The 24,856-nt window shown below is 67.7% G+C and carries 19 protein-coding genes; 12 read left to right on the top strand and 7 right to left on the bottom strand.

All coding sequences use genetic code 11. The annotated features are described in order from the left end of the window. Nucleotides 1–125 precede the first annotated feature (125 nt). A complete protein-coding gene (locus RZR99_RS13610) occupies nt 126–605 on the bottom strand; it encodes an Lrp/AsnC family transcriptional regulator (protein ID WP_323120299.1) in 480 nt (159 codons plus the stop codon). 184 nt (nt 606–789) lie between these two features. Between RZR99_RS13610 and RZR99_RS13605 the strand changes: the two genes are divergently transcribed. Both RZR99_RS13605 and RZR99_RS13600 read left to right on the top strand, forming a co-directional pair. Then, nucleotides 790–2,091 (top strand): cystathionine gamma-synthase family protein, encoded by a 1,302-nt coding sequence (locus RZR99_RS13605; protein WP_323120298.1) that lies wholly within the window; start codon nt 790–792, stop codon nt 2,089–2,091. Nucleotides 2,092–2,623: 532 nt separating this feature from the next. Next, complete coding sequence (locus RZR99_RS13600; RefSeq protein WP_323120297.1) at nt 2,624–4,477, top strand: hypothetical protein; 1,854 nt, start codon at nt 2,624–2,626, stop codon at nt 4,475–4,477. A 198-nt stretch (nt 4,478–4,675) separates the two neighbouring features. Here RZR99_RS13600 and soxR read toward each other — a convergent pair whose 3' ends face one another. Next, entirely contained in the window at nt 4,676–5,146 is a 471-nt protein-coding gene (gene soxR / locus RZR99_RS13595) for a redox-sensitive transcriptional activator SoxR (RefSeq protein ID WP_323120296.1), read from the bottom strand. A gap of 79 nt (nt 5,147–5,225) precedes the next feature. Between soxR and RZR99_RS13590 the strand changes: the two genes are divergently transcribed. From RZR99_RS13590 to RZR99_RS13570, 5 genes are read left to right on the top strand one after another with little or no spacing between them, the layout of a single operon-like run. Next, nucleotides 5,226–6,431, top strand: a complete 1,206-nt coding sequence (locus RZR99_RS13590; protein WP_323120295.1) for an efflux RND transporter periplasmic adaptor subunit — start codon at nt 5,226–5,228, stop codon at nt 6,429–6,431. Between the two features lie 15 nt (nt 6,432–6,446). Next, nucleotides 6,447–9,620 (top strand): efflux RND transporter permease subunit, encoded by a 3,174-nt coding sequence (locus tag RZR99_RS13585; RefSeq protein WP_323120294.1) that lies wholly within the window; start codon nt 6,447–6,449, stop codon nt 9,618–9,620. Beyond that, complete coding sequence (locus RZR99_RS13580) at nt 9,617–11,092, top strand: efflux transporter outer membrane subunit (protein ID WP_323120293.1); 1,476 nt, start codon at nt 9,617–9,619, stop codon at nt 11,090–11,092. The genes RZR99_RS13585 and RZR99_RS13580 overlap by 4 nt, the downstream gene beginning before the upstream one ends. A gap of 34 nt (nt 11,093–11,126) precedes the next feature. After that, the gene (locus RZR99_RS13575) at nt 11,127–11,567 is read left to right on the top strand and encodes a DoxX family protein (RefSeq protein WP_323120292.1); all 441 of its coding nucleotides are present in this window, start codon (nt 11,127–11,129) and stop codon (nt 11,565–11,567) included. Next, on the top strand, nt 11,564–12,802 hold the full coding sequence (locus tag RZR99_RS13570; protein WP_323120291.1) for an MFS transporter: 1,239 nt from the start codon (nt 11,564–11,566) through the stop codon (nt 12,800–12,802). Before RZR99_RS13575 ends, RZR99_RS13570 begins: the two co-directional genes overlap by 4 nt. Nucleotides 12,803–12,996: 194 nt before the next feature. Here RZR99_RS13570 and RZR99_RS13565 read toward each other — a convergent pair whose 3' ends face one another. Beyond that, nucleotides 12,997–13,329 (bottom strand): hypothetical protein, encoded by a 333-nt coding sequence (locus RZR99_RS13565; protein WP_323120290.1) that lies wholly within the window; start codon nt 13,327–13,329, stop codon nt 12,997–12,999. 53 nt (nt 13,330–13,382) lie between these two features. Between RZR99_RS13565 and RZR99_RS13560 the strand changes: the two genes are divergently transcribed. Next, nucleotides 13,383–13,601 (top strand): hypothetical protein, encoded by a 219-nt coding sequence (locus RZR99_RS13560; RefSeq protein WP_323120289.1) that lies wholly within the window; start codon nt 13,383–13,385, stop codon nt 13,599–13,601. Nucleotides 13,602–13,792: 191 nt separating this feature from the next. On the opposite strand, the gene RZR99_RS13555 is transcribed toward RZR99_RS13560, so the two are convergent. The 3 genes from RZR99_RS13555 to RZR99_RS13545 all read right to left on the bottom strand — a co-directional run bounded on the left by RZR99_RS13555 (nt 13,793) and on the right by RZR99_RS13545 (nt 17,128). Then, entirely contained in the window at nt 13,793–13,915 is a 123-nt protein-coding gene (locus RZR99_RS13555; RefSeq protein WP_323120288.1) for a hypothetical protein, read from the bottom strand. A 281-nt stretch (nt 13,916–14,196) separates the two neighbouring features. After that, nucleotides 14,197–15,642: an NAD-dependent succinate-semialdehyde dehydrogenase gene (locus tag RZR99_RS13550; protein ID WP_323120287.1), complete on the bottom strand. Its 1,446-nt coding sequence runs from the start codon at nt 15,640–15,642 to the stop codon at nt 14,197–14,199. A 385-nt stretch (nt 15,643–16,027) separates the two neighbouring features. Beyond that, nucleotides 16,028–17,128 (bottom strand): aromatic ring-hydroxylating dioxygenase subunit alpha, encoded by a 1,101-nt coding sequence (locus tag RZR99_RS13545; RefSeq protein ID WP_323120286.1) that lies wholly within the window; start codon nt 17,126–17,128, stop codon nt 16,028–16,030. Between the two features lie 519 nt (nt 17,129–17,647). On the opposite strand from RZR99_RS13545, the gene RZR99_RS13540 reads away from it, so the two are divergent. The 4 genes from RZR99_RS13540 (at nt 17,648) to RZR99_RS13525 (ending at nt 22,751) form a co-directional block, all read left to right on the top strand. Continuing rightward, a complete protein-coding gene (locus tag RZR99_RS13540) occupies nt 17,648–18,577 on the top strand; it encodes an alpha/beta hydrolase family protein (RefSeq protein WP_323120285.1) in 930 nt (309 codons plus the stop codon). Continuing rightward, complete coding sequence (locus tag RZR99_RS13535; protein ID WP_323120284.1) at nt 18,574–18,993, top strand: MarR family winged helix-turn-helix transcriptional regulator; 420 nt, start codon at nt 18,574–18,576, stop codon at nt 18,991–18,993. Before RZR99_RS13540 ends, RZR99_RS13535 begins: the two co-directional genes overlap by 4 nt. Nucleotides 18,994–19,466: 473 nt before the next feature. Continuing rightward, nucleotides 19,467–20,873, top strand: a complete 1,407-nt coding sequence (locus tag RZR99_RS13530; RefSeq protein ID WP_323120283.1) for a class I SAM-dependent methyltransferase — start codon at nt 19,467–19,469, stop codon at nt 20,871–20,873. 303 nt (nt 20,874–21,176) lie between these two features. Next, nucleotides 21,177–22,751 carry a hypothetical protein gene (locus tag RZR99_RS13525; protein WP_323120282.1) on the top strand — a complete coding sequence of 525 codons (1,575 nt, stop codon included), beginning with the start codon at nt 21,177–21,179 and terminating at the stop codon, nt 22,749–22,751. 52 nt (nt 22,752–22,803) lie between these two features. Here RZR99_RS13525 and RZR99_RS13520 read toward each other — a convergent pair whose 3' ends face one another. Then, complete coding sequence (locus RZR99_RS13520; RefSeq protein ID WP_407655446.1) at nt 22,804–24,513, bottom strand: CocE/NonD family hydrolase; 1,710 nt, start codon at nt 24,511–24,513, stop codon at nt 22,804–22,806. Nucleotides 24,514–24,856: the final 343 nt, after the last annotated feature.

The following is a 24,856-nucleotide window of genomic DNA, read 5'->3' as shown; positions in this document are numbered from 1 at the left end:
TTGCCGGACGGCAATCCGTGCGAAGCCTCCGGAAGCAGGCTCATGAACCGGTGCGGCGGGCAACGTGATCGGCCGCCTCGAGCCGTCCCAACACCAACCCGCCGCGCGGTCTCCACGGCCGTCGCTCACTTCGCAGCGGGGGAGTCGATCGGCGGCAGCCGGCTGGTCGACTTCAGTTCGCGCATCGACACGGTGCTGAGCAGTTCCTTGACGCCGGGCAGCGCTCGCAGCCGGTTCAGCACGAAACTCGAGAACGAATCGAAATCCCGCACGAGAATCTCCAGCAGGTAATCGTGCTGGCCGGTCGTGTTGTGGCATGCGACGACTTCCGGCATCGCGATCACCCCCGCTTCGAACGCACGGCAGGTTTTTTCGGTATGGTTGTCGAGCGAGATGTTGACGAACGCGACCACGCTGAAACCCAGCGCGCGCCGGTCCAGGATGGCCTGGTAGCCGGTAATGAAGCCGGCCGCCTCCAGCCGCTTGAGGCGCTTCCAGCAAGGCGACGCGGACAGCGAGACGCGCTCGGCCAGCTCCGCGTTGCTGAGGCGGCCTTCTTGTTGAAGGATGTTCATGATCCTCAGGTCTGTTTCGTCCAGCGTCATCCGGGTTGCCTTCGCTTTTATGAAAATAGCTCAGGATAGAAGATTCTGCTGAACCTGGGGTCAAAACGGAATGAAATGGAAAGCCTATTTCCTGACCGCTTCTCTAAACTGAGCGGTTCAACGGCCGCCCGGCACCCCGCCGGACCGTCCCCCGGTAGCCGTTCCCTGGCAAAGGAGCCATCGCATGACGTATTCCAACTACCACAAGAAGGACATCAACGGCCACGCGCTGCACGCGGAGACGCAGATGATGTCGTACGGATTCGATCCGTTCCTGTCGGAAGGCGCGGTCAAGCCGCCGGTGTTCCTCACCTCGACGTTCGCGTTCCGCTCGGCGGAAGACGGGGCCGATTTCTTCGACATCGTGTCGGGACGCAAGGCGCTGCCGCAGGGCGAGGCGGCCGGGCTCGTGTACAGCCGCTTCAACCACCCGAATCTCGAAATCGTCGAAGACCGGCTCGCGCTGCTCGACGGCTCGGAGGCCGCGGTCGTCACGTCGAGCGGGATGTCGGCGATCAGCGCGGTATTTCTGGCTTTCCTGCGCCCGGGCGATCAGCTCGTGCAATCGGTGCCGCTTTACGGCGGCACGGAAACCCTGATCGGGAAAATCTTCAAGGAGTGGGGCGTCACCTCCCACGCGATCGAGGACGGGCTGTCGCCGCAGTCGATCGGTGCGGCGCTCGAAGCGGCGGCCCAAAAGGGCCCGGTGCGGATCTGCTACGTCGAGACGCCCGCCAATCCCACCAACTCGCTGATCGATCTCGACGGGATGCGCCGCGAGCTGGACGCATTCGAAGCCCGGCACGGCTATCGTCCGATCTCGGTGTGCGACAACACGATGCTCGGCCCGGTCTTCCAGAAGCCGAGCGAACACGGCGTCGATCTGTCGGTCTATTCGCTGACGAAATACGTCGGCGGCCACAGCGATCTCGTCGGCGGCGGCGTGACGGGCCGCAAGGATCTGATCGGGAAGATCCGGCTGATCCGCGGCGCGTTCGGCTCGCAGCTCGATCCGCATTCGTCGTGGATGCTGACCCGTTCGATGGAAACCGTCGTGCTGCGGATGAAGCAGGCCGAGCGGACGGCGCGCCGGGTCGCGCACTGGCTGGCGACGAACCCGCACCAGAAGGTCGACGTCTATCACCCCGACCTGATCCGGAACGACGCCTACCAGGCGGTCTATGCGCGCCAGTGCCACGGCGCCGGCTCGACGTTCGCGTTCGTGCTGGAGGGCGGCCGTCCCGAGTCCTTCCGTTTCATCAACGCGCTGCACCTGTTCCGCTCGGCGGTGAGCCTGGGCGGCACCGAGTCGCTGATCTGCCATCCCGCGTCGACCACCCACTCCGGCGTGCCGGAAGCCGCGCGCAAGGCCGCGGGCGTGTCGGAAGGACTGATCCGGATCTCGATCGGACTCGAACACGAAGACGACCTGATCGCCGATCTGGACAACGCGTTCCGGCAAGCGGGGCTGTCTTCGCAGGGTTGATTCGAAACCACGGCCGCGCGGCTCGCGCGGCCGTCTGTTTTTCCGCTCAATCATTCGGATAACGATTCATCTGCCTCGCCTGCCGCACGCCCATATCGGGTAGCGCGCCCCCGAAGCCCGAACCTTCCGATGGCGCCGCGCATTGGCTGGATGGCTAGCCGGATGACGGACTGACGGTTCTCGCGCGACGAATCCACGCCGGTTAAGCCCCCCCTCGCCGATCCTCTGTATGGGCCGGTTTTTACGCCGTTTCATCGGCCTTCCCTTCGTTGTTCAACGAATCCGCGACGCCAGCCACGATCCCCCGGCAGCGAGAGATTCGTTTCGACTCAAATCAATAAATAAGAATCATTTGCATTGACAAAGCCGGTTCGTAATGTAATCGTAATGCCTCTATCTCAATATGGGCTCCTAAGTTTTGACAGAATACAACCGACTCAATCCAGGGCTGGGACGGCGCCTTGTCGCCGCTTCGGTACTCGCCGCGCTGGTTGCCATGCCCTCCGCCATCCGTGCCCAATCGCTCGGATTCATGGATGCTGTCCAGACTGCCGGCGACGGCGGCATCGTCGAGCAGATCGCCAACACGATGGTGTTTCCGGCCTTCAAGGGCGAACTCAAGCCGGCGGGCAGCCTGGCCGTCGCGGCCATCGGGAATGCCGCGTCCGTCAGATCGGTCAAGGTCCTGGTCGCCCGCGACGGCAGCGATGCCCGTCTCTTCACGCTGCGGGCCGGCGACGTCACCATTTCGGCACGCGTGTCGCCGTCCGCGCTGGCCGTGACCTTCGGCAACGGCACCCCGCCGCTGACTGCCGAAAGCACCGCGTCGAAGCTGCTGTGGCGACCGATTCCGCAGGACGTCAAATACCTGCTGTTCACGGTCTACATCGTGCCCAGGACCACCACGCAATCGGAATGGTCCGACAGCGTGATCGTCACGGCGAACGAAGCCGCCGTGCACGACGCAAGTATCGTCGCAGGCCGGGAAATCGCCGATCCGATTCGATCGGGGTTGTCCAGCGAAGGGCTCGACGGGCTCCGCCAAAGCGCGATCAGCGTCAGCTCCGGCACGCTCGACAACCGGGGCGTGGCGCTCCTCGAACAACGTTCCGTGCCGCTTTCCGACGAGCCCGGCTCGCACCATCGAAGCAAGCGCTGCTTCGAGGACTTCATTCAGGGCGTCACGTCGCTGTCCGCATGGTGGTGGGAACGGCTGTTCGGTGCGCCGAGCATCTGCTCGACCCGGCTGCCGGGACCGCTGCCGGATCCGCAGATCGATCTCGTTCCGGTGCAGACCCAGCCCGTCAACGTCGATCTGAGCGTGTACGAAGCCGGCGAGATCCAAGGTGAAGATGCGCCTGACTTCGAGGTCGCGATGGGCGTGCAGTTCTGCAACGATCGTCCGCCCGCACGCCGCACCGGCAGCGCCGAGGACTGCACGCTGGCCGACCGCGATGCGATCCGCTCGATCGGCGAGTTGTCGCCGCGCACGGTGCGTGGATTGCTCCAGCGCATCAACGACTACCACGCCGACAGCGAGACGGGCGCCGCCGCGCCGCTGCGTCTGACGACCGGCAACGCGCAGCTCGATGCATGGCTGCTCGCCGATCCGGAGCGCGCGGCCAATGCGCTGAGCAGCGCCGCAAGCATCGCCCAGGCCTCGGACAGCCGCACCAAGCCGGACGAACCGACCAACCTGCGGCAACGCAAGAAGAAAGTCGTCAAGGCCAGCTGCGCGGACAACAACGCCACGCGAGAAGCCAGCGAGCAAGGCTGGGAGTGCGTGACGAAGGCCAAGCGCAAGCTCAAGCGGCAGGACGATGCGATCGCGGTACCGCCGCAGTTGCAGACGGGCGGGCGCTATTACCTGGCCGGAACAAGTGAGTTCGACGCGCTGGTGCGGACGTTCCTGCGGCCCCGGCCGGAGTTGCCGGCCGGCATCCGGTCCGACGAGTTTGCCGCGCGAACCGCGGCGATCGCGCACGACGGCGCAGCGACCGGCGACAATCTCGGCATCGTGTACCTGAACGATCCCGTGAGCGGCGGCCGGCAGCGCTTCCCGTACGGGCTCAGCCATATCTGGGCGCCCGGCGGAGGCGGCGGCGAGGACGGCCACCGTCAGGACTGGCGTGCGCTCTCGGTCGATTCGACCGGCGCCCTCACACGCGTCATCATGGCCGCTCTGACCGACGTCAACGCGCGGTACACGCAGACCCGCACGGCCGACGGAAAGGTCGTTCGCACCTATCGCCGCTTCAGCTTCATGGCCGACGGACGCCAGACCGTGTACCAGAACGTCCGCATCGTGCTGCGGCAAAACGGCATGGTCGTCACGGCGTTCCCGCTCAAGAATGCCAAACGGGAGGTCGTGCAGCTCAACATGTAAGCGTCGTCGGCATCCTCTGACGAACGTGGCGGGTGCGTTGCCGAGTCGGCCGGCAACGCACCCGGCCTTCTCCGGCCGGACGGCCGGCGGTCTCTCTTCCGCTCGCAACGGCTGCCCCGCAGCGGATATTTCCGGGCGCGGCAGGCGGTACGTCCGCCGCGCCCCCTCTCATCGCCCCCGACGCGCGGGCTCGTCCGCTCACGTCGGCGGCGGATCCCCCAGCCAGCGGCGCGCACCCGGCCCGTTGCGCCCCGCGCGGTCGTCCGGGTTGGTCAGCTTGCAGCGTTTCAGCGACAGGCACCCGCAGCCGATGCAGTGGTCGAGATCGATGTACAGCCGCTGCAACTCGTCGATCTTGTCGGCCACCCGCTTCTTCCAGTCCCGCGACAGCCTCAGCCAGTCCTCGTCGGCCGCCAGCGTCTTGCCCGGCAGGCTCGACAGCTGGTCGGCGATTTCGTCGAGCGAATACCCGATCCGCTGCGCGAACACGATGAACGCGATCAGCCGAAGCGTCGAGCGCGGGTAGTAGCGATGGCTCGACCCGCTCCGCTTCGATGCGATCAGGCCGCGCGACTCGTAGAAACGCAGCGCCGATGCACTGACCCCGCTGCGCGCCACCACCTCGCTGATCGACAGCAGCGGGTCATTAACTTCACCAGTGAGACGCACTGTTGCACCTCCGTTACCTTTACTTCAAGTTAGCTTTAATTTGTACACTGGGCGCCAGTCTAATTCATGGCGAGGCCAAATGCATCCTTCCACTCTGCGCGGCGCTCCGCGCTGGTTCGCCATCGGCGCGCTTCTGCTGGCGCTTGCCGCCTGTCACGACAACAAGAAGGACGCCGCGGCCTTCGCACCGCCCGAAGTGGGCGTCACGAAGCTCGCGGCACGCTCCGTCCATCTGGTGGACGAATTCAACGGCCGGGTCGATGCGGTCGACGCGGTCGAGCTGCGGCCGCGCGTGAGCGGCTATCTGCAGCGGCTCACATACAAGGAAGGCGATCAGGTCGCGCTCGGCACGGTCCTCTTCGTGATCGACCAGCGGCCGTACCGGATCGCGCTGGAGCGGGCCGATGCGCAGTTCGAACGGGCCCGCGCGGCGGCCCTCCTCGCGAAAACGCAGCTCAAGCGCGCCGAGACGCTGATCGGCTCGAAGGCGATATCGCAAGAAGAACTGGACAGCGCCCGCGCGACCGACGCGCAGGCGAGCGCCGACCTGCACGCGGCGGCGGCGGCCGTCGACGACGCCAAGCTGAACCTGGGTTTCACGGAGGTGCGCGCGCCGATCGGCGGCCGCGTCGGCCGCGCGCTCGTGACGACCGGCAACCTCGCTCGCGCCGACCAGACGCTGCTGACGACCGTGGTGTCGCAGGATCCCGTCTACGTGTATTTCGATTGCGACGAGCAAAGCTACCTGCGCTACAACGCGCAGCGCGCAAACGCGAAGGGGCCGGCGATCGGCGCGAATCCGGTGCGCATCGGGCTGGCCGACGAGCAAGGTTTCCCGCATCAGGGCACGGTGGATTTTCTCGACAACCGCCTTGATCCCGCCACCGGCACGATCCGCGCGCGGGTCAAGCTGCCGAATGCCGACCGGGCGTTCACGCCCGGCCTGTACGCCCGCGTGCAGCTCACGAGCGGCTACGACCAGGACGCGCTGCTCGTCGACGACAAGGCGATCCTGACCGACCAGGATCGCAAATACGTGTACGTGGTCGGCCCGGGCGACAAGGCCTTGCGCCGCGACGTCACGATCGGGCGCCTGATCGACGGCGAACGGCTCGTCAAGACCGGGCTGCGCGCCGGCGACGCCGTCATCGTCGAGGGCCTCCAGAAGATCTTCTACCCGGGCGCCCCCGTGCAGCCCAAGGCGCTTCCCGCGCGGCTCGCGACGGCCCCCGCCGCCGCATCCGATCCGGCCGACCCTTCCGCCCCGCCGGTCACGGCGCAGTAACGAGCGAGCGCGTTCATGGACTTTTCCAAATTCTTCATCGACCGGCCGATCTTCGCGGTCGTGCTGTCGATCGTCATCTTCGCGATCGGGCTGATCGCCATCCCGATGCTGCCCGCCGGCGAGTACCCCGAGGTGGTGCCGCCGAGCGTCGTGGTGCGCGCGACCTACCCGGGCGCGAACCCGAAGGACATCGCGGAATCCGTCGCCGAGCCGCTGGAGGAAGCGATCAACGGCGTCGAAGGCATCATGTACATGAAGTCGGTGGCCGGCTCGGACGGCAGCCTGCAGGTGGTCATCACCTTCCTGCCCGGCGTCGATCCCGATACCGCCGCCGTGCGGGTGCAGAACCGCGTGAGCCAGGCGCTGTCGCGCCTGCCCGACGAGGTGCGCCAGTACGGCGTGACGACGCAGAAACAGTCGCCGACGCCGCTGATGTACGTGAGCCTCTATTCACCCGACAACCGCTACGACTCGCTGTACCTGCGCAACTATCTGACGCTGCACGTGAAGGACGAGCTGTCGCGCATTCCCGGCGTCGGCGACGTCGGGCTGTCCGGCTCGGGCGACTATGCGATGCGGATCTGGCTCGATCCGAACCGGCTCGCGTCGCGCGGGATGACGTCGAACGACGTGCTCAACGCGGTGCGCGAGCAGAACGTGCAGGTGTCGGCCGGCCAGCTCGGCGCGCAGCCGTCGCCGAAGAAGAACGATTTCCTGATCTCGATCAACGTGCGCGGCCGCCTCCGGACCGTGCAGGAATTCGGCGACATCGTGCTCAAGAACGGCGCGGACGGCCAGGTCGTGCGGCTGTCCGACGTCGCGCGCGTGGAACTGGGCGCGAGCGACTACACGCTGCGTTCGTTGTTCGACGACAAGAATTCCGCCGTGGTCGGCATCTTCCTGTCGCCCGGCGCGAATTCGCTGTCGGTCGCAAAGGCCGTCTACGAAAAACTCGACACCCTCTCGAAGCGCTTCCCGGCCGGCCTCGCGTATCGCCCGGTCTGGGATCCGACGGTATTCGTGCGCGAGTCGATCCGCGCAGTACAGCACACGCTGATCGAAGCCGTGGTGCTGGTCGTGCTCGTCGTGATCCTGTTCCTGCAGACCTGGCGCGCGTCGATCATTCCGCTGATCGCGGTGCCCGTGTCGATCGTCGGCACGTTCGCGTGGCTTTATCTGCTCGGCTACTCGATCAATACGCTGACGCTGTTCGGGCTGGTGCTCGCGATCGGGATCGTGGTCGACGATGCGATCGTGGTGGTCGAGAACGTCGAGCGCAACATCGAACGCGGCCTGAGTCCGCGCGATGCCGCGCACCAGGCGATGAGGGAAGTGTCGGGGCCGATCATGGCGATCGCGCTCGTGCTGTGCGCGGTGTTCGTGCCGATGGCGTTCCTGTCGGGCGTGACCGGCCAGTTCTACAAGCAGTTCGCGGTGACGATCGCGATCTCCACCGTGATCTCCGCGATCAACTCGCTGACGCTGTCGCCCGCGCTCGCCGCGAAGCTGCTGACGCCGCACGGCGCGCCCAAGGATGCGCTGTCGCGTGCTATCGAACGCGGCTTCGGCTGGCTGTTCCGGCCGTTCAACCGCTTCTTCCAGCGCAGCTCGGAGCGCTACCACGGCGTGGTGTCCCGCTCGCTCGGCCGGCGCGGCCTCGTGTTCGGCGTCTATGCGGTACTGCTGGGCGCGACCGCGCTGCTGTTCCAGAGCGTGCCCGGCGGCTTCATTCCGATCCAGGACAAGCTTTACCTGTTCGCGGGCGCGAAGCTCCCGGAAGGCGCGTCGCTGTCGCGCACCGATACGGTCACGCGCCAGATGATCGATATCGCCCGGAAGGTCGACGGCGTGGACATGATCCAGGGGTTCGCGGGCTTCAATGCGCTCCAGCTCGCCAACACGCCGAACAGCACGAACTCGTACATCATCCTGAAGCCCTTCGACGAGCGCAAGCGCAGCGCCGCGCAAATCAACGCCGAACTGAACGCGCGCTTCGCGAACGTGAAGGACGGCTTCGCGTACGCGCTGCGGCCGCCGCCGATCCAGGGCCTCGGCAACGGCTCGGGCTACTCGCTGTACCTGGAGGATCGCGCGGGCCTCGGCTACGGCGCGCTGCAGAACGCGCTCTACGCGTTCCAGGGCGCCGTTGCCAGGACGCCCGGCATGACCTACCCGGTCAGTTCCTACCAGGCCAACATCCCGCAGCTCGAGGTGAAGATCGACCGCGTGAAGGCCAAGGCGCAGGGTGTGGCGCTGACCGATCTGTTCAGCACGCTGCAGGTGTATCTCGGCTCCGTCTACGTGAACGATTTCAACCTGTTCGGCCGCGTGTATCGCGTGATGGCCCAGGCCGATGCGTCGCACCGCCAGACCGCCGAGGACATCGGCAACCTGCGCACTCGCAACGCGAACGGCGAGATGGTGCCGATCGGCTCGATGGTGACCGTCACGCCGACCTACGGCCCGGACCCGGTCATGCGCTACAACGGCTACCCCGCCGCCGACCTGATCGGCGATTCCGATCCGAAGATGATGTCGTCCGCGCAGGTGATCGCCAAACTGACGCAGATCGCGAAGGACGTGCTGCCGCCCGGCATCACGCTCGAATGGACCGATCTGAGCTATCAGCAGGTCACGCAAAGCAATGCGGCGATCGTCGTGTTCCCGCTCGCGGTCATGCTCGCGTTTCTGGTGCTCGCCGCGCTGTACGAGAGCTGGACGCTGCCGCTCGCGGTGATCCTGATCGTGCCGGTGTGCATGTGCGCAGCGCTGTTCGGCGTCTGGCTGTCGGGCGGCGACAACAACGTGTTCGTGCAGGTCGGCCTGGTGGTGCTGATGGGGCTCGCGTGCAAGAACGCGATCCTGATCGTCGAATTCGCGCGCGAACTGGAGATTCAGGGGATGAGCATCGTCGATGCGGCGCTCGAGGCATGCCGCCTGCGGTTGCGCCCGATCGTGATGACCTCGGTCGCGTTCATCGCCGGATCGGTGCCGCTGCTGATCGGCTCCGGCGCGGGCAGCGAAGTGCGCGCGGCGACCGGCATCACGGTCTTCTCGGGGATGCTCGGCGTGACCTTGTTCGGTCTGTTCCTGACCCCCGTGTTCTACGTCACGATCCGCAAGCTCGCGCATCGTCAGCCGGCCGCCTGGAGCGAGCCGCATGAAACCACGCACGGAGTCGAACAATGATGGCGCTGGCACGTTTCACCCCGCTCACGCTGGCGCTCATGCTGTCCGCCTGCGCGGTCGGCCCGGACTACCGCCGCCCCGACGCGGCGCTGCCGGCCGGGTTCGCCCGAGCCGAGCCGGCCGACGCCCGGCTCGGCACCGCGCCTTCGCCGGTTTCGCCGGCCGATTCGGCCGATGCCGAGTTCTGGCGCGGCTTCAACGATCCGACGCTCAGCGCGCTGATCGCACAGGCGCTCGCGGCGAACAACGACCTGAAGGTTGCCGTCGCGCGCTACGACGCGGCGAACGCGCTGCTGCGCAACGCGAAATTCGATCTCTATCCGACGATCACGGCCGGCGGCCAGATCGGCCACCAGTTGCTGAGCCAGTCGCAGGCGTTCGGCGCATCGCGCGACCAGCGCGACACCCCCGTGTCCGGGCTGAACGTCAACGCCAGCTGGGAGCTGGATCTGTTCGGCCGAGTGCGGCGCGGCGTCGAATCGCAGCGCGAGGAAACCGCGGCGAGCGCAGCCGACCTGCGCGCGGTGCGCGTCGCGCTGGCGGGCAACGTCGCGAACGCCTACCTCGATCTGCGCGGCCAGCAGGAGCGGCTGCGCATCGCGCGCGACAACGCCGACAACCAGCGCCAGACCCTGGCGCTGATCGAAGCCCGGCTGAGCGCGGGGCGCGGCTCCGAGCTGGACGCGGCGCGCGCCCGTGCGCAGTTCGAGACGACGGCGTCGCGCATCGCGGTGTACGAAGCGGGAATCGGGGTCGACGAACACCGTCTCGCCGTGCTGACCGGGCGCACGCCGGATGCGCTGATCGCGTGGCTCGATACCCCCGCGCCGCTGCCGGCCTTGCCCGCCGACATCGATCCCGGCACGCCGGCCGACGTGCTGCGCCGCCGGCCGGACGTCGCGGCGGCGGAAGCCCGCCTGCACGCGGCCACCGCGCGGGTCGGCGTCGCGACCGCCGACCTGTTCCCGCGCTTCACGCTGACCGGCATGCTGGGCAGCCTGACGTCGCGCTACGGCTTCTTTTCGAGCGGCAGCGACACCAACCTGATCGCGCTCGGCGTCGACTGGTCGTTCCTCGACGTGGGCCGCGTGCGCGCCCGCATCGCCGCGAGCCGCGCCGACGCGGCCGGGCTTCTCGCGCAATACCAGCAGACCGTGCTGGGCGCGCTGGAGGACACCGAGAACGCGCTGCTCCGCTCCGCGCGCACGCGTGATGAATCCGCGCATCTCGAGCGGGCGGCCGGCAGCAGCGCGCAGGCCGCGCAATTGGCGCAGACCCGCTTCGAGGCCGGCGCGATCGACTACTACGAGGTGCTGGATGCCGAGCGCACCCTGCTGCAGGCCCAGGACGCCGCCGCCGACAGCCGGGTGCGCAGCGCGACGGCCGTCGTCGCGCTGTACAAGGCGCTCGCGGGCGGATGGCCGCCGGCGGCGGCGGGCGAACCCGGCCCGCTCGCCCAGCGGCGCGATTGAAGCCACGGACCCTGCACCGCCAATGTCCGTCGACATGCGATCTCCTCCCGCCTATCCCGGGCATCGGTCCGCGCTCCGCGCCGTCCTGCTTTCGCCGGCGGCCGCGTTGCTCGCGCGGGTGCTGCTGACGTCTCCGTTCTGGATCAACGGCCTGTCGAAAGCGGTCGACTTCTCGTCGGGCGCGGCGGAAATGGAGCATCTCGGTTTCGCGCCGGGCGCGCTGTACAGCGCGCTGACCATCGCGCTGCATCTGGGAGGCGCCGCGCTCATCATCGCGCGGCGCCGGACTGCGCTGGCCGCGTTCGCACTCGCTATGTTCACGGCGCTGACGATTCCGCTCGTCCATCGCTTCTGGGCATTCGACGGCCTCCGGCATCTGATCGCGTTGTACACCGCCGAGGAGCATGTCGGGATGATCGGCGGCCTGATCCTCGTCGCCGTGCTCGACGCCCGGGAACACAGGAGACTGCGATGAAACCGCCGGCCGCCCTCGCGGAGACTCACGCCGACCGCGCCGATCGCGCCGATCCGGATGCCGCGCCGACGCCCTGGCTGGCGATCGCCAACGTCGTGTTCGCGGGGATCGCCGCCGCGCTGCACGTCGGGAAAGCCACCATCGCGCTGCCGCTGCTGCAGCAGGAATTCGGCCGCTCGCTCGCGTCGCTGAGCTGGATCATGTCCGCGTTTCCGTTCGTCGGCGTGTTCGGCGGCATCGCCGCGGGCATGCTGGTGCGTCGCTGGGGAGACCGGCGTCTGCTGATGCTCGGGCTCGTCGTGCTCGGCGTATCGAGCGTGGCGGGTGCCGTCGTGCGCGATTTCACCTGGCTCCTCGGCACCCGCTTCATCGAAGGGCTCGGCTTCCTGATCGTGGTAGTGGCCGCGCCGGCCGTGCTGAACCGGCTCGCGCCGCCGTCGCGACGCGGCCTGGTGTTCGGGATCTGGAGCACGTTCATGGGCAGCGGCATCGCGCTGTCGCTGCTGCTCGGCCCACTCGTGGGCGGGTGGCGCAACGGCTGGCTGGCCAGTGCGGCGCTCGCGCTTGCCGGCGCGCTGCTGTTGCCGCTCACCACGCCGCGCGACGAAGCGGCCGGCGCCGCGCGACCGGCGGGCGGCCGCGCGCTACGCTCGCTGCGCGACGTGCTGACCGCGCGCTCGACGCTGCTGTTGACCTTCGGCTTCACCGCGTACAACCTGCAGTTCTTTTCGCTGATGTCGTTCCTGCCGATCTTCCTGATGCACCGCCTGTCGATCCCGGTCGGTCCGGCCGGCGCGATCAGCGCGGCGATCGTCGCCTCCAACATCGTCGGCAATCTGCTGGCGGGCGTGCTGCTGTCGAAGGGCATTCGCGCCGGGCGGCTGATGGCCGCGACCAGCGTCGCCATGGGCGCCGCGGGCGCGGGCGTGCTTCTGTCCGCCACCCCCGCGCCGCTCGCCGTGCTGCTGTGCTTCGCGTTCAGCGCGATCGCCGGCATGTTGCCCACGACCATTCTCGCGACGGCGCCTTCGACCGCGCCCGCGCCCTCGCTGACGCCGCTCAGTCTCGGTCTGGTGATGCAGGGCAACTATCTCGGGCAGGTGCTGGGGCCGATCCTGATCGGCACGATCGTCGGCGCGGCGGGATGGCCGGCCGCGGTGTTCCTGATTCTGGCGGCGGCCGTCTGGGGAGCGTGGCTCGGCCTTGCGCTGAAAGTCGAGCGACACGCGGCTTGAACGATCCGGCAGGCGCCGCCCGCGGCCATCCCGGTTGGTTCGGGCGCGGCGGACTCGTTGCGTGCGGGATCGCCGTCGGGCGGGCTGGATCCGGCTGTACGTCGGTGATCGGCAGCGGAGCCCCGTGCGGCGCATCGGGAGGTCGAGGCTTCATCCTGCCGCCTCGACCTCGCCGGAGGCCAGCCGCGCGGGCATTACCAGGGCTGGCAGACCGCCAGTTCGAGAAGACCCATCCGATACCACGGATGATCGCAACTCAGATCGAACAAGGCCGTCTTCATGGGCTGCCCGGCCTCACGCCCGGCGATGCCCGCGACCCCGGACGAACCGAGGACGGGCAGCAGGAACGCGTCCGCCTGGAGACCTGTGCCCTTTGCATGCATGGCACTCGCGCCGGACGTCAGCGAACCGTAATTGACGTGGTCGCTTTCGGCCGCGCCGGCCATGCTGCTGAACGTCATGCCGATCGCGCAAGCGACGATCAGCCCAATATGCTGCCTGCGTGCCTTCTGGTCGATGAATGCCATACAACCCCCTTGATTGAGATTTCACACAAACACTTTCGAGACGGATGAAAGCCGTGGCTGCCATGGTGGGATTGGAATTTTTCATGGTGTCGCAACGGGACTTAAATCATTGCGAATCCTTATTATTCCATTCGCACCACGAGCAACATGGCGCGATCAGGTTTGCACATCACAATCTCAAAGGCAACCCGGTCATCGAGTGGGATAAAGGCTCTATGAATTGCCGACAGAACGCGGGCTTCGCCTGGATCGATCTTGACTATTCCATATAAATCATTGACTTAATACACATTCGACAAGAAGGTGTCGGGAATTTTCACCTTGCTCTCGAGATCGCCCAGTTGCTTCAAAAGACGCAGGGTTACCTAAAATGGACGCAGGGTCACCCATTCGACCCAAAGCCACCGAGGCACGCTCAATCCGCAATGCGGTCGCCTTTATTTCCACGATTGATTCCATCGCATCAGGCGACAAACAAACTACGCAGCCGCTCAGAAAAAAGCGCGCTGCCGACGCGTGCGGAAATCAGGCAAGACATCAAACGTCCGTCGTTTCCGCCGGGTATGACATGGATGAAATACGCCATGACCGTTCGTTCAATCTTCCATGTACGGTCGACGCCCACTTCCCGGAATCCCGCGCCACCTTGCCGCATCGGCCCCCTGCGTTCCCGTCATGCACTCGCGCTATTCAATGCCCGGCGAGCGGGATGTAGTCGAGCCGGCGGTTCATTGCATCGACGCGTGCGTGCGACCCCTCCCGCACGTTCCCGCGTCCCGTCCCGGCTCGGCGGAATGAGCAACGCCCCTCGCGCCGAGCTGTCCCGGCGCGAGGGGCGTATCGAAAACGACGCGGACGAAGCGCGGCTTAAACCGCCATCACCGACACCGCCTTGGTCACGAGATACGGCTCCAGCGCTTCCGGCCCGCCTTCCGATCCATAGCCCGAATCCTTGACGCCGCCGAACGGCATTTCCGGCCACGGCGCCGCCGGCTGGTTGATCCACAGCATGCCGACCTCGAGCTGCTGGGTCAGCAGGTGCACGTTGCGGAACGACTGCGTGAACGCATAGCCGGCCAGCCCGTAAGGCAGGCGGTTCGCTTCGGCGATCGCCTCGTCGAGGGAGTCGAAGCCGCGGATCGCAGCGATCGGGCCGAACGGCTCGTTGTTGAACACGTCGGCTTCGAGCGATACGTTGGTCAGCACGGTCGGCGCGAAGAAATTGCCGGCGTCGCCGACCCGCTCGCCGCCCGTCTCGACCTTCGCGCCGGTCGCGCGTGCATCGTCGAGCACCTTGCTCATCGCCGTCAGGCGGCGCGCGTTCGCGAGCGGGCCGAGCGTCGTGCCTTCGGCAAGACCGTCGCCGAGCTTCAGGCTTTCGGCATGCTTGACGAGCGAGCGCGAGAATTCGTCGCGAATGCTGTTGTGGACCAGGAAACGGGTCGGCGAAATGCACACCTGGCCCGCGTTGCGGAACTTCGCGCCGCCCGCCGCCTTGACCGCGAGCGCGAGGTCCGCGTCCTCCGCGACGATCACGGGCGCGTGGCCGCCCAGTTCCATCGTCGCGCGCTTCATATGCAGACCGGCCAGCGCCGCGAGCTGCTTGCCGACGGGGGTCGAACCGGTAAACGTCACCTTGCGGATCACCGGATGCGGAATCAGGTAGCTCGAGATTTCCGCCGGATCGCCGTACACCAGCCCGATCACGCCGGCCGGCACGCCCGCGTCGGCAAACGCGCGCAGCAGCTCGGCGGGCGATGCCGGGGTCTCTTCCGGCGCCTTCACGAGGAACGAGCAGCCGGTCGCGAGCGCGGCGCTCAGCTTGCGCACCACCTGGTTGACCGGGAAGTTCCACGGCGTGAACGCCGCGACCGGGCCGACCGGCTCCTTGACCACCGTCTGCTGCGCGGCCAGCGTGCGCGGCGGCACGATCCGGCCGTAGACCCGGCGGCCTTCGTCGGCGAACCACTCGATGATGTCGGCGGCGGCCAGCACCTCGATGCGGGATTCCACGAACGGCTTGCCCTGCTCCTGCGTCATCAGCCGCGCGATCGCATCGGCGCGTTCGCGCACGAGGCCCGCGGCCTTGCGCATCGTCGCCGCGCGTTCGTGCGCGGGCACCTTGCGCCACCGCTCGAAACCGCGCTGCGCGGCGTCGAGCGCGCGGTCGAGATCGGCGATGCCCGCGTGCGCGACGCGGCCGATCACGGCACCCGTCGCCGGATTCACGACGTCGATCGTCTTGCCGCTCGCGGCATCGCACCATTCGCCGTTGATCAGCAACTGCGTATCGGTGTAACTCGAGATGGCCATGCTCATGCTCCACTGGGTCGGTGAGTATCGGACGGCGGCCACGGATGGCGGCGCGCCGGGAAAGCTGGGCGAGGCGTTGCACGGCCCGCCTGCCGGATCGAGCGGCGTGTTGCAACGCGGGATCGGCCGGCGAGGCAACGGCACCGTGCAACGTGTCGTGGTTATCGGGACAGGCGTCCAGGAAGAGGATGATACAGACGAATTAGACCAGTCGTCTCGCCGCCGCTTGCCGCGACAGATGTCCGCCGCCGACGGCTACCGGTTCCCGTCTCGCGCGGATTATCGGGCAGAAGCGCCAACGGCGAACCGGCGGGATCCGCGTCGAACGCGGATCCCGCGCGAAGCGTGCGGGCGCCTTCCGCCGCCCTTCGGCGATCGCGTCGGGTTACGCCTGCGCCTGATGAACCGGGATCACGGTGCGCCCGCCGCAGCTGCGCAGCAAGTCGCGCAGTTCGTTGATGACCGGAAACACCTCGTGATTCCAGTCGGCGCCCTGCTTGTCGTGCGCTTCCTGCTCGCGCTCGACGATCCAGCGGTCTTCCTTGAAGATCCGTTCCGTGAACCAGACCAGCAGCGGCCACGCCAGATCCAGCGCGAACGGGATGCCCGGCTTGCGGATGGACAGCAGGCCGAACGTGCGGTTGGTACGTTGCGCCGCATCGAGCGGCACATAGACGATCCACAGATCCATCACCAGCGTCTGCGAGCGCGAGCGGATCTGCAGGGTCTGGTACGGGTAGCCGGTGCGCACCGTCATCACGTCCTTGTCGTTGTCGCCGCGCGTCTTGCCGCCGCCGAACACCAGCGCCTCGCCCACCGGCTGCTTGCCCGCCATCCGCGAAAACGTGTAGTCGACTTCCACCCAGTCGTCGCCGCGCCGCCGGCCGAGCGAGCGCGCCCGCATCTGCCCCATCTGGCGCCGGTGCAGGAACTGGTGGTTCATGTCCATCAGGTTCTCATGCATGAACGAGTAATGGCACTTGACCTCGCGGCCGAAGCGGCGCGTCTTGTACGCCTTGTCGTCCACCGACGGCAGATCGGGCAGCGGCCGCGTCTCGGCGAGCGTCGCGTCGCCGGGAAAGACGAAGATCAGGCCATGCACCTCGCGGCACGGATAGGCGCGCACGCCGTTCGGCAGGCGCTCGCGGCCGAGATAGGGCACGTCGATACAGCGGCCGCTGCAGTCGTAGGTCCAGCCGTGATAGCCGCAGCGGATCGACTCGCCGTCCACCACGCCCGCGTGGAGAGGAACCTGCCGGTGCGCGCAACGATCCTCCAGCGCGAATACCGCCCCGGATTCGGTGCGCGCCAGCACGATCGGCTCGCCGGCGAAATGCACCCCGAGGGTCTTGCCGCGCTTGACCTCGCCGGACCAGGCGAGCGGATACCAGTGATCGGGATGAATGGGCACGCGGCGCAGGTCGCGCACGGACGCGCCGGCGGACGGATCGAGCGTAGCGCTATCGAGCAAGGGGGTTGCGTGCATGACACCTCTTTGCAAAACGGGGGCTTTGACCGTCGCCACCAGCAAACGAATCGGCGAACGGGTGATCCGACTCAGTCTACGCGAATTGGGGGAGCATGAAAGTGATCTGTCATCGGGTGTCGATGAAAAGACCGGGGAGCGATGCTGCCGACCCGGATCGTCCTTTACGGCAGGGTTTCCCGGATTGACGCCCTTCGGTTGCACGAAGCCTGCCGCCAAGCGTGCATCGAACCTGGTAATCGACGCGATGCGAGTGACCCGGCAACCGGTAGCGGCACCGGAGCCCGCGCGCCGTCCCCGGATCTCGAAACGCGCCGCGGGAAAATCACGAGCAGCGACACGCGATGCTTGGCGCCGGTATCGCTTGCCCATCCGCTCACCTGCCGGTTTCTCCGCATTTTCACGATCGCGCGGCGCCAGGGTATCGCATCCGAGCATCCGCTCCAGATCTATTTCGTACACGAAGTAAATTTCCCGATATATTTCGCACACGAAACACCTGTCGCCAGGAGGCCCGCCATGCAGCCGCATCCCGTGCAATTCCCCGCCGCCGACGGCTATCCGCTGCACGGCACGCTCTGGCACCCGCCGGGAGATGCCCGCGCCTGCGTGCTGATCCATCCCGCCACCGCCGTGCCGGAGCGGCTTTACTTCGGTTTCGCGCAGTATCTCGCCGAGCGGGGTTTCGCGGCACTGACCTACAACTATCGCGGCATCGGCGCGTCGCGTCCCGCGCAGTTGGGGCGGCTCGATGCACGGATGCGCGACTGGGCCGACCTGGACGTCGAAGCGGCCACCGGCTGGGCCCGGCGCCGCTTTCCGGACCTGCCGCTACTGGCGGTCGGCCACAGCTTCGGCGGGCACGCGATCGGCCTGTGCGACGCGACCCGGCACCTGCAAGCCGCGGTGCTCGTCGCGTCGCATGCCGGCAGCACCCGCCTCATCCGCAGCCGGATGGAACGGCTGCGCGTGCGGCTCATGATGCGTGTGATCGCGCCGCTCGCGTGCAGGCTGTTCGGCTACATGCCCGGCCGCTATCTCGGCCTCGGCGAGGATCTGCCGGCCGGCGTGCTGCGTGAATGGGCCCGCTGGACCGAGTCGCCGCGCTACTTCTTCGACGACCCGACACTTGACGCCCCCGGCCGCTTCGAGCGGCACAGCCTGCCGCTGCTGGTGATCGGCCTCGACGACGATCCGTGGGGCACGCCGGCCGCGATCGATCTGTTGGCAAGCTATCTCAAACGTGCCAAAGTCGAGCGCCGCCAGATCGATCCGCGCGCCGCCGGCGGCGGGCCGATCGGGCACATGGGCGCGTTCCGCAGCCGGCCGGGCAAAGTGCTGTGGCCGGACATCGCCGGCTGGCTGTCGTCGGCCGTGACGGCACGGCACGCCGCCCCTTCGCCATCCGGCGCCGAAGATCCGGCGTCGCCCATCGGGAACCGAGCTTGACCTCAGATCGACGCCTGTTTCTGCTGTTGAACATCGGCCAGCGCCGCGTCATGCGCTGGCTCGACCAGCGAACCGACGCCGGCGCGCAAGCGAGCGCCGTCCAGGCGGGCGCGCTGTTCCACGTCGCGAGGCACGACGGCGCGCTGATCGGCGAAGTCGCCGCCGCGCTGCATCTCGCGCCGTCCGCGATGACCGGGCTGGCCGACCGGATGGCCAAGGCCGGTCTGCTGGAGCGGCGCAGCGACGCGGACGACGGCCGCGCCACACGGCTTTACATGACCGCGGCCGGCCACGATGCGCTGAAGAAAGCGCGGGGGCTGCTGCGCGAGTTGAATGCAAGAATGTGCGAAGGGTTTTCCGACGACGAGATCGACACCGTTGCCCGCTGGCTCGCGGCCCTGCAGCAGCGCTTCTAGCCCAGGGGCCGTTCATCGCATCGCCCGCTCGTGCGCCGCCGTCATTTTCCTGGGCTTCGGCAAGGGCGGGCATCGCCTCTCACCGGAGCGGACGAAGCAACGAACGCCTCGAACGATCGAACATCGGGCCATCCGATTCGATGTCCGCGCGACCGGCGATCCGCGCGCTCATGCAGCCCGGCATCGCATGGCGAAGCGCACCTCCGCACCCGCGCGTCGCGTCGCGAACCTCGCGCGCCCCTCGTCCGGCTGCGCTGAAATCGCTGCGCCCGAGGAAGGTCAGCCGCGCCCCATGTCCCGCTCTGGCGCGCGAACCCGTGTGTTAAGCTTGGGCGCCGTCGTCGGCCGCCTCCATCACGCCGCGCCCGCCGAACCGGGCTCGCGTTGCCGCCCGGCTTCCACGCCTCGACCACGGCGAAGTTCAGGCACCGTATCCACGACGCGCGGCCGACAACACGCTTATCCGACAGCCCATGCACGCTTCCGATCGCCCCTCCTTTTATTTGAGCGACGTGACGTTCCCCGACCGGTTTCTTCGCGAACTCGCGCCGGCCTGGCTGAGCTACGTGGGTGCCGTGGGCGGTATCCCGCCGCGCGATTTCGACCGTCCTTTCACCTACCTGGAGCTGGGGTGCGGCTTCGCGCGTTCGACGGTCGTGAATGCGGCCGCCTATCCCCGCGCCGAGTTCCACGCGTGCGATTTCAATCCGGTCCACATCGAGGCCGCCGCGCGCCACGCCGCCGACCTCGGCGTCGGCAACGTCGTGCTGCACGAAGCCGGCTTCGAGACGCTGCTCGACAAGGATCTGCCTTCGTTCGACTTCATCGTCCTGCACGGCGTATACAGCTGGGTCGATACCGACGCGCGCTCCGCGCTGCGGCGGATCATCGCGCGCAAGCTCAATGACGGCGGCATCGTCTACGTGAGCTACAACTGCTTCCCCGGGTGGTCCGCCGAGGTGCCGCTGCGCAAGCTCTGGGTGGAACTGTCCCAGGCGGCCGAAGGCAGCGTCGAACAGCGCACGGACACCGCGCTCCAGGCGATGAAGCAGTTGGGCAACCCGAGCATCAAGTATTTCCGCGAGACGCCGGCGGCCGTCGAGGCCCTGGCGACGTTCTCCAGGCATCCGGTCAACTACCTCGCGCACGAATTCCTGAACGGCACGTGGGACGTGCACTACTCCGTCGACGTCGCGGACGAGATGGCCCGATCCGGCCTGTCCTACGTCGGTAGCGCAACGCTGGCGGACAATCACCCGCTGCTGCTGATGGACAAGCAGGCGGCCGACTCGATCACCGCGCTCCCCAACGCGCGCCTGAAGCATCTGGCCGCGGATTTCGCGGTCAACCGGCGGTTCCGCCGCGACGTGTTCGTCCGGCGAGGACGTACTCACCACGCGCCGGGCGGCGCGCTGGGCGACGCGATCGTCGGCTGCGCGAGCGTTGTCGAGGAGATCGACACCCAGGTGAACATTCCACGCGGCGTGCTCCACTTCCAGTCCGATTTCGTCGGTGACTTGCGCGCGCTGATGTCGCAAGGCGCGATGCGCGTCGAGGACATCGTCGCGCGCCTGAGCGCGCCGCGGCGCAACCCGATGGAGATCCGGCAGAACCTGCTGTTCCTGGTCGCGGCCGGCGCGTTGACGCCCTTTGCCAAAGCGGGCGGCTACCCCGATCCGGTTTCGCAGCCCGCACGGAATCCCGCCGCTCGGTACACGCTGAGGCAGATCGTCGAACAGTCGACGCCGGGCTTCGTCCCATGCGAACTGCTGGGCAACGGCCTTCCCGTAACGGTCGACGAAGCCGCCGCCGCGCAGCGATGGATCGCCCACCCGGACACGGCGCGCCCGGATCGGCTCGCGCGGCTGGGCATCGTATAGCCGCCCGGCGCGGGCGCGTCGACCTGCCCGCGTGTCCACCGCTCATCGCGACGCGCGATGGCCGAGATCCGGGCGGCGAACACGCGTCGCCGACGGCCCGAATCGTCCGCCACTCCCCGCCCACTCCCTCCGACCGCTCGCGATATATCCCCCCGTTGCCTTGCCCGCTGTCGCACGCCTTTAACAAAAGGCGCTCATAAATACGCCCGGCGCACCCCATTCCGCAATCGCGCCTGTCCCCTGCATTGCACACGTGTGCATCGATCGATGCCGCGCCTTTCGCAACCGTGAACAGGATTCGCCATGACTCGCAAGAAAACGCCGCCTTCCCTGCCCGCCCAGCGCCGGGCGTTCATCACGCGCGGGGCCGCGCTGGCGCTCTCGCCGCTCGTCGGCGCCCTCGCCGCCTGCGGCGGGGACAACGGCGGGGGCGCGCCGGCATCGCTGCTGTCGACGGCCGGCGCGACGAGTCCCGCCGCGCGCAACCTCAGCCTGACGGGCCGCTCGATGACCGTCAACGTCACCAGTTGGATCCCCGACCTGACGCTCGCCTACGGCAACGCCGCGAGCCAGAGCGGCTCGCAGCCGCAGGCATCGCAGCCCCGGATCGCCGACGGACAGACGACGACGGTCAGCGCGTCGAGCAGCTGGAGCGACTGCACCGGCTCGTTCAGCCTCGCCGGCGGCGGCGCGACGTTCAATCTGGCCTACGTGCATCCGTTCGGTTCGCAGCCGACCACCGTCGGCGTCACGGCGTCGTCCGGCTACGTGTCGGGCGCCAACGCGGCGACGTTCCCCGGCCACGATGCGGTCGCGAACCTCAACCTTTACCGGGGCATCGCGACCGCCAGCGGCGCGGCCGTCGTGCCGCTCGCACTGCTGGGCGCGAGCCCGCGCAACAATTGCCAGGATTTCGCGAACAGCATGTTCGGCGCGACGATTCGCGGCGCGGGCGTGATTCAGTCCGCCTACCGGAGCGCCGGCGCGGCCGGCTATGTGCCGCCCGCCGATTTCACGGGCGGCCAGTTGGCGGGATTCGTCGCGCAATGGGTGCAGCGCTGGCTGAACGGCGCCGCCTACGGGACGCTGCCCGCCAGCGACGCGCAGTTGATCGACCTGCTGAAAAGCTATGTGGCAAACGCATCGCCCAGCGGCTCGCTGACGATGTGGGTACCGCAAATCGCCTATCAGGCGGGCACGGATCCCGCCGTCTTCAGCCTGAGCGGCTATCGCGCGTTCGCGTTCGCCGATGCGGCGGGCAACTGGGACGCCGCGAGCCTGAGCGCCTTCCTGACCTTGCTGGCGTCGGGCTCGCATTTCGTCGCGATCAGCGCGACCGGCGACCTGCCGGCGGGCGTGTCGATGCAAGCGTTCGACAGCTACATCGGCGCGAGCGGCCTCGCGACCGCGCTCGATATCGGCAACTCGCACTACGCGTCGCTCGTCAACACGACGGGCCGCTACTACCTGAGCATCGGCAGCGATTTCGCGCCGGAAAACTGCGGACTGATTCTGTCCTTCCTGTACGGCCGCACCGTCAACAACCTGCTCGCGGGCGCGGGGACGTACAACACGTTCATCCAGCTCGAGGGCTGGCAGGCGGGCGGCTCGCGCCACAACGCCGACTACGACACGTATCAGAAAACGCTGTGGAATATTTCGACGTACGGCGCATCGGCGTACAGCGAGAAGCGCGCGACCTCGGTATTCCTCGCGCCGCCGGGCTGGACGCCGCAGGTGTACCAAACGACGCGCATGATGCCTTATGTCGGCGCGTACGCGCAGTCGAACGGCACGCCGCAAGGCTGGCTCGACACCGCGCTCGTGACGATCCCGGCGGATGCGCCGCCGCTGCCGTCGCGCTACGTGTCCAGCTGAACCGGAACGGACGCCCGCCGCGCGCCGAAGCCCCGCGCGCGGCGGCGGACCGTCACGACTTGACCGGCAGCACCAGCGTCGCCTGTTTCGCCGGGTCGAACTGGAACGTGACGCCGAACCGCTCGCCCGGATTGACGGGCGGCTGGTACAGGCTGTCGAACGTATCGAGCACGATGCCGATGTGGTGGCCGGCCGGCACGTCGTACGCGGTCGCCGAGAATTCGATCGGGAAATCGATCGTCGCGCCCGGCGTCGCCCAGTGCACGGTTCGCGCACCGTGCGTGATCAGCTTGCCGACCCCGAGCGCATCGACGTCGTACAGATAGGCGACCACCTGCGCGCGCGCCTGCGACGGCGTCGCGCGCAGATTCAGCGTAGGGATCCCGCGCAACTGCATCGGCGCGCGCAGCGGCGCGCCCTCGTAGCGCACGCCGGTTGCGAGATTCACGGTCGGCAGCGCGTTGATGACCGGCGCGCCCAGCCCTTCGCCGAGCGTCGACAGAATCGGAATCGGCCCGCTCGTCGCCGTGGTGTCGGAGAAATTCTGGATCAGATCGGCGCCGGCGGACGCGTTCGGCGTGGCCTGCAGCGCCCCCGTCGTCCCCTTCCAGCACAGGCAGCCCAGTTCCCAGCGCACGTTGCCGCGCGGCCCGACGTACAGCGTCTGCGCGCGCACGTTGCTGGCCGGCCAAGTATCGAAGCTGTCGCGCGTCGCGCTGAACTTGACCTGCATCGACACCTTCGGCTCGGTGTCCACGCCGTTCTGCTCTCCCTTCAGCCAGCGGTCGAACCAGCGGTGCGCCTGGTCGTACGGATAGTTCGGCGCGCCGAGCAGCGCGCCCGGGATTTCCGCCTGCGCGTGAATGCCGGGATTCAGCAGCAGCTTCTTGGGCCCGGTCAACTGCGAGAACATCCGCATCGACGAGTTCGGCGTGAACATGTCGTCCTCGAAGTTCTTGCTGAGGAACACCGGCGCGCGGCGCCGGTTGATCGCGTCGACATAGCTCGCGGGCGAGCGGACCCCGGCCCACGCGACGATCTCGTTCACTTTCTCAGGCGGCGTGTTCGGATCGAGCAGCGCCTTCACGTACTGGTCGACGAGCGGATCGAGCCGCCCCGTGACCTTTCCCGACAGGAACAGCACCGCCGACCAGGTCGCGTTCGGCGACTGCGCCGGATACAGCTGATCGACCAGATCGCCCCAGCCCGACAGCGCGACGGCCGTCTTCAGACGCGGATCCTGCGCGAGCGCGAGCAGCGACAGCCCCGCGCCGTACGAGATGCCGCTCGCCGCGAGCCGGTCGGGATCGGCCGGCGCGTTGGCCGTCACCCAGTCGACCGCGGTGGACACGTCCTTGACGTCCTGCGGCCCGGCGACCTGCACGGTGCCGCCCGACAGGTAGAAGCCGCGCGGCGTATAGCTCAGCACGATGTAGCCGTCCTGCGCGAGCTTTTGCTGCTGGCCGAGATACTCGAAGAAATCCGACGCGGCCCAGCTGGCGATCATCACGATCGTCGGGAAGGTCTGGTCGGGGCGGGTGATTTTCGGCAGAGAGAGATTCGCGGTGAGCCGGGTGCCGTCGGAGGCCGTCACCGCGAGATTGTTGATCCAGCAGGTGCCGTCCCTCGGCGACGTCACGCCCGGAAACTGGAACGGCGTGGTGTAGACGGCCGCTTCGAGCGGCGTCGCCGGCCGGCACGACACGGCGGCCTGCGACAGCGATGCGGCCAGCGCCAGTCCGGCGCCCGCGATCCAACGCATGATATTCACGTCCCCTCCGATTTTGATCTGTCCTGGATGGATGCCGCGTGCGACGCATCGCCGTCGCGGCGTTCCGCGGATTGAGCCATCCGGGACGGGACGGGTCAAGGCAATTGAAAGCTGTCGCCCGAGCACGCGCATGCTCCGTTCGTCATGAATCGTTTGAAGTCGCGCGGGGAATCGTTGACGCAAAAGCGGGGCGGCCGCGAGCCGATGTTTGAAACCGGGCGTGACCGCCCGGTATGAAGAAATCCTCGAAACACCGGATGACCGCGCGGCTTTCCGATGCTGCGGCGCGGCAACGGCACGCGCGCCGATCGCGCGTCGCGCGCCCGGCACCCGC

The sequence above is a fragment of the Burkholderia alba genome (assembly GCF_034721475.1).
In the GTDB taxonomy this organism is placed as follows: domain Bacteria; phylum Pseudomonadota; class Gammaproteobacteria; order Burkholderiales; family Burkholderiaceae; genus Burkholderia; species Burkholderia alba.
This window is presented reverse-complemented; position numbering and strand designations above follow the sequence as displayed.

Coding starts and splice junctions, on each gene's coding strand:
- RZR99_RS13550 (WP_323120287.1), bottom strand. CDS start 15,642: ATGGCCATCTCGAGTTACACCGATACGCAGTTGCTGATCAACGGCGAA.
- RZR99_RS13610 (WP_323120299.1), bottom strand. CDS start 605: ATGACGCTGGACGAAACAGACCTGAGGATCATGAACATCCTTCAACAA.
- RZR99_RS13520 (WP_407655446.1), bottom strand. CDS start 24,513: ATGCGTTGGATCGCGGGCGCCGGACTGGCGCTGGCCGCATCGCTGTCG.
- RZR99_RS13570 (WP_323120291.1), top strand. CDS start 11,564: ATGAAACCGCCGGCCGCCCTCGCGGAGACTCACGCCGACCGCGCCGAT.
- RZR99_RS13580 (WP_323120293.1), top strand. CDS start 9,617: ATGATGGCGCTGGCACGTTTCACCCCGCTCACGCTGGCGCTCATGCTG.
- RZR99_RS13590 (WP_323120295.1), top strand. CDS start 5,226: ATGCATCCTTCCACTCTGCGCGGCGCTCCGCGCTGGTTCGCCATCGGC.
- RZR99_RS13555 (WP_323120288.1), bottom strand. CDS start 13,915: ATGGCGTATTTCATCCATGTCATACCCGGCGGAAACGACGGACGTTTG.
- RZR99_RS13575 (WP_323120292.1), top strand. CDS start 11,127: ATGCGATCTCCTCCCGCCTATCCCGGGCATCGGTCCGCGCTCCGCGCC.
- RZR99_RS13565 (WP_323120290.1), bottom strand. CDS start 13,329: ATGGCATTCATCGACCAGAAGGCACGCAGGCAGCATATTGGGCTGATC.
- RZR99_RS13600 (WP_323120297.1), top strand. CDS start 2,624: ATGGATGCTGTCCAGACTGCCGGCGACGGCGGCATCGTCGAGCAGATC.
- RZR99_RS13585 (WP_323120294.1), top strand. CDS start 6,447: ATGGACTTTTCCAAATTCTTCATCGACCGGCCGATCTTCGCGGTCGTG.
- RZR99_RS13530 (WP_323120283.1), top strand. CDS start 19,467: ATGCACGCTTCCGATCGCCCCTCCTTTTATTTGAGCGACGTGACGTTC.
- RZR99_RS13605 (WP_323120298.1), top strand. CDS start 790: ATGACGTATTCCAACTACCACAAGAAGGACATCAACGGCCACGCGCTG.
- RZR99_RS13525 (WP_323120282.1), top strand. CDS start 21,177: ATGACTCGCAAGAAAACGCCGCCTTCCCTGCCCGCCCAGCGCCGGGCG.
- RZR99_RS13545 (WP_323120286.1), bottom strand. CDS start 17,128: ATGCACGCAACCCCCTTGCTCGATAGCGCTACGCTCGATCCGTCCGCC.
- RZR99_RS13540 (WP_323120285.1), top strand. CDS start 17,648: ATGCAGCCGCATCCCGTGCAATTCCCCGCCGCCGACGGCTATCCGCTG.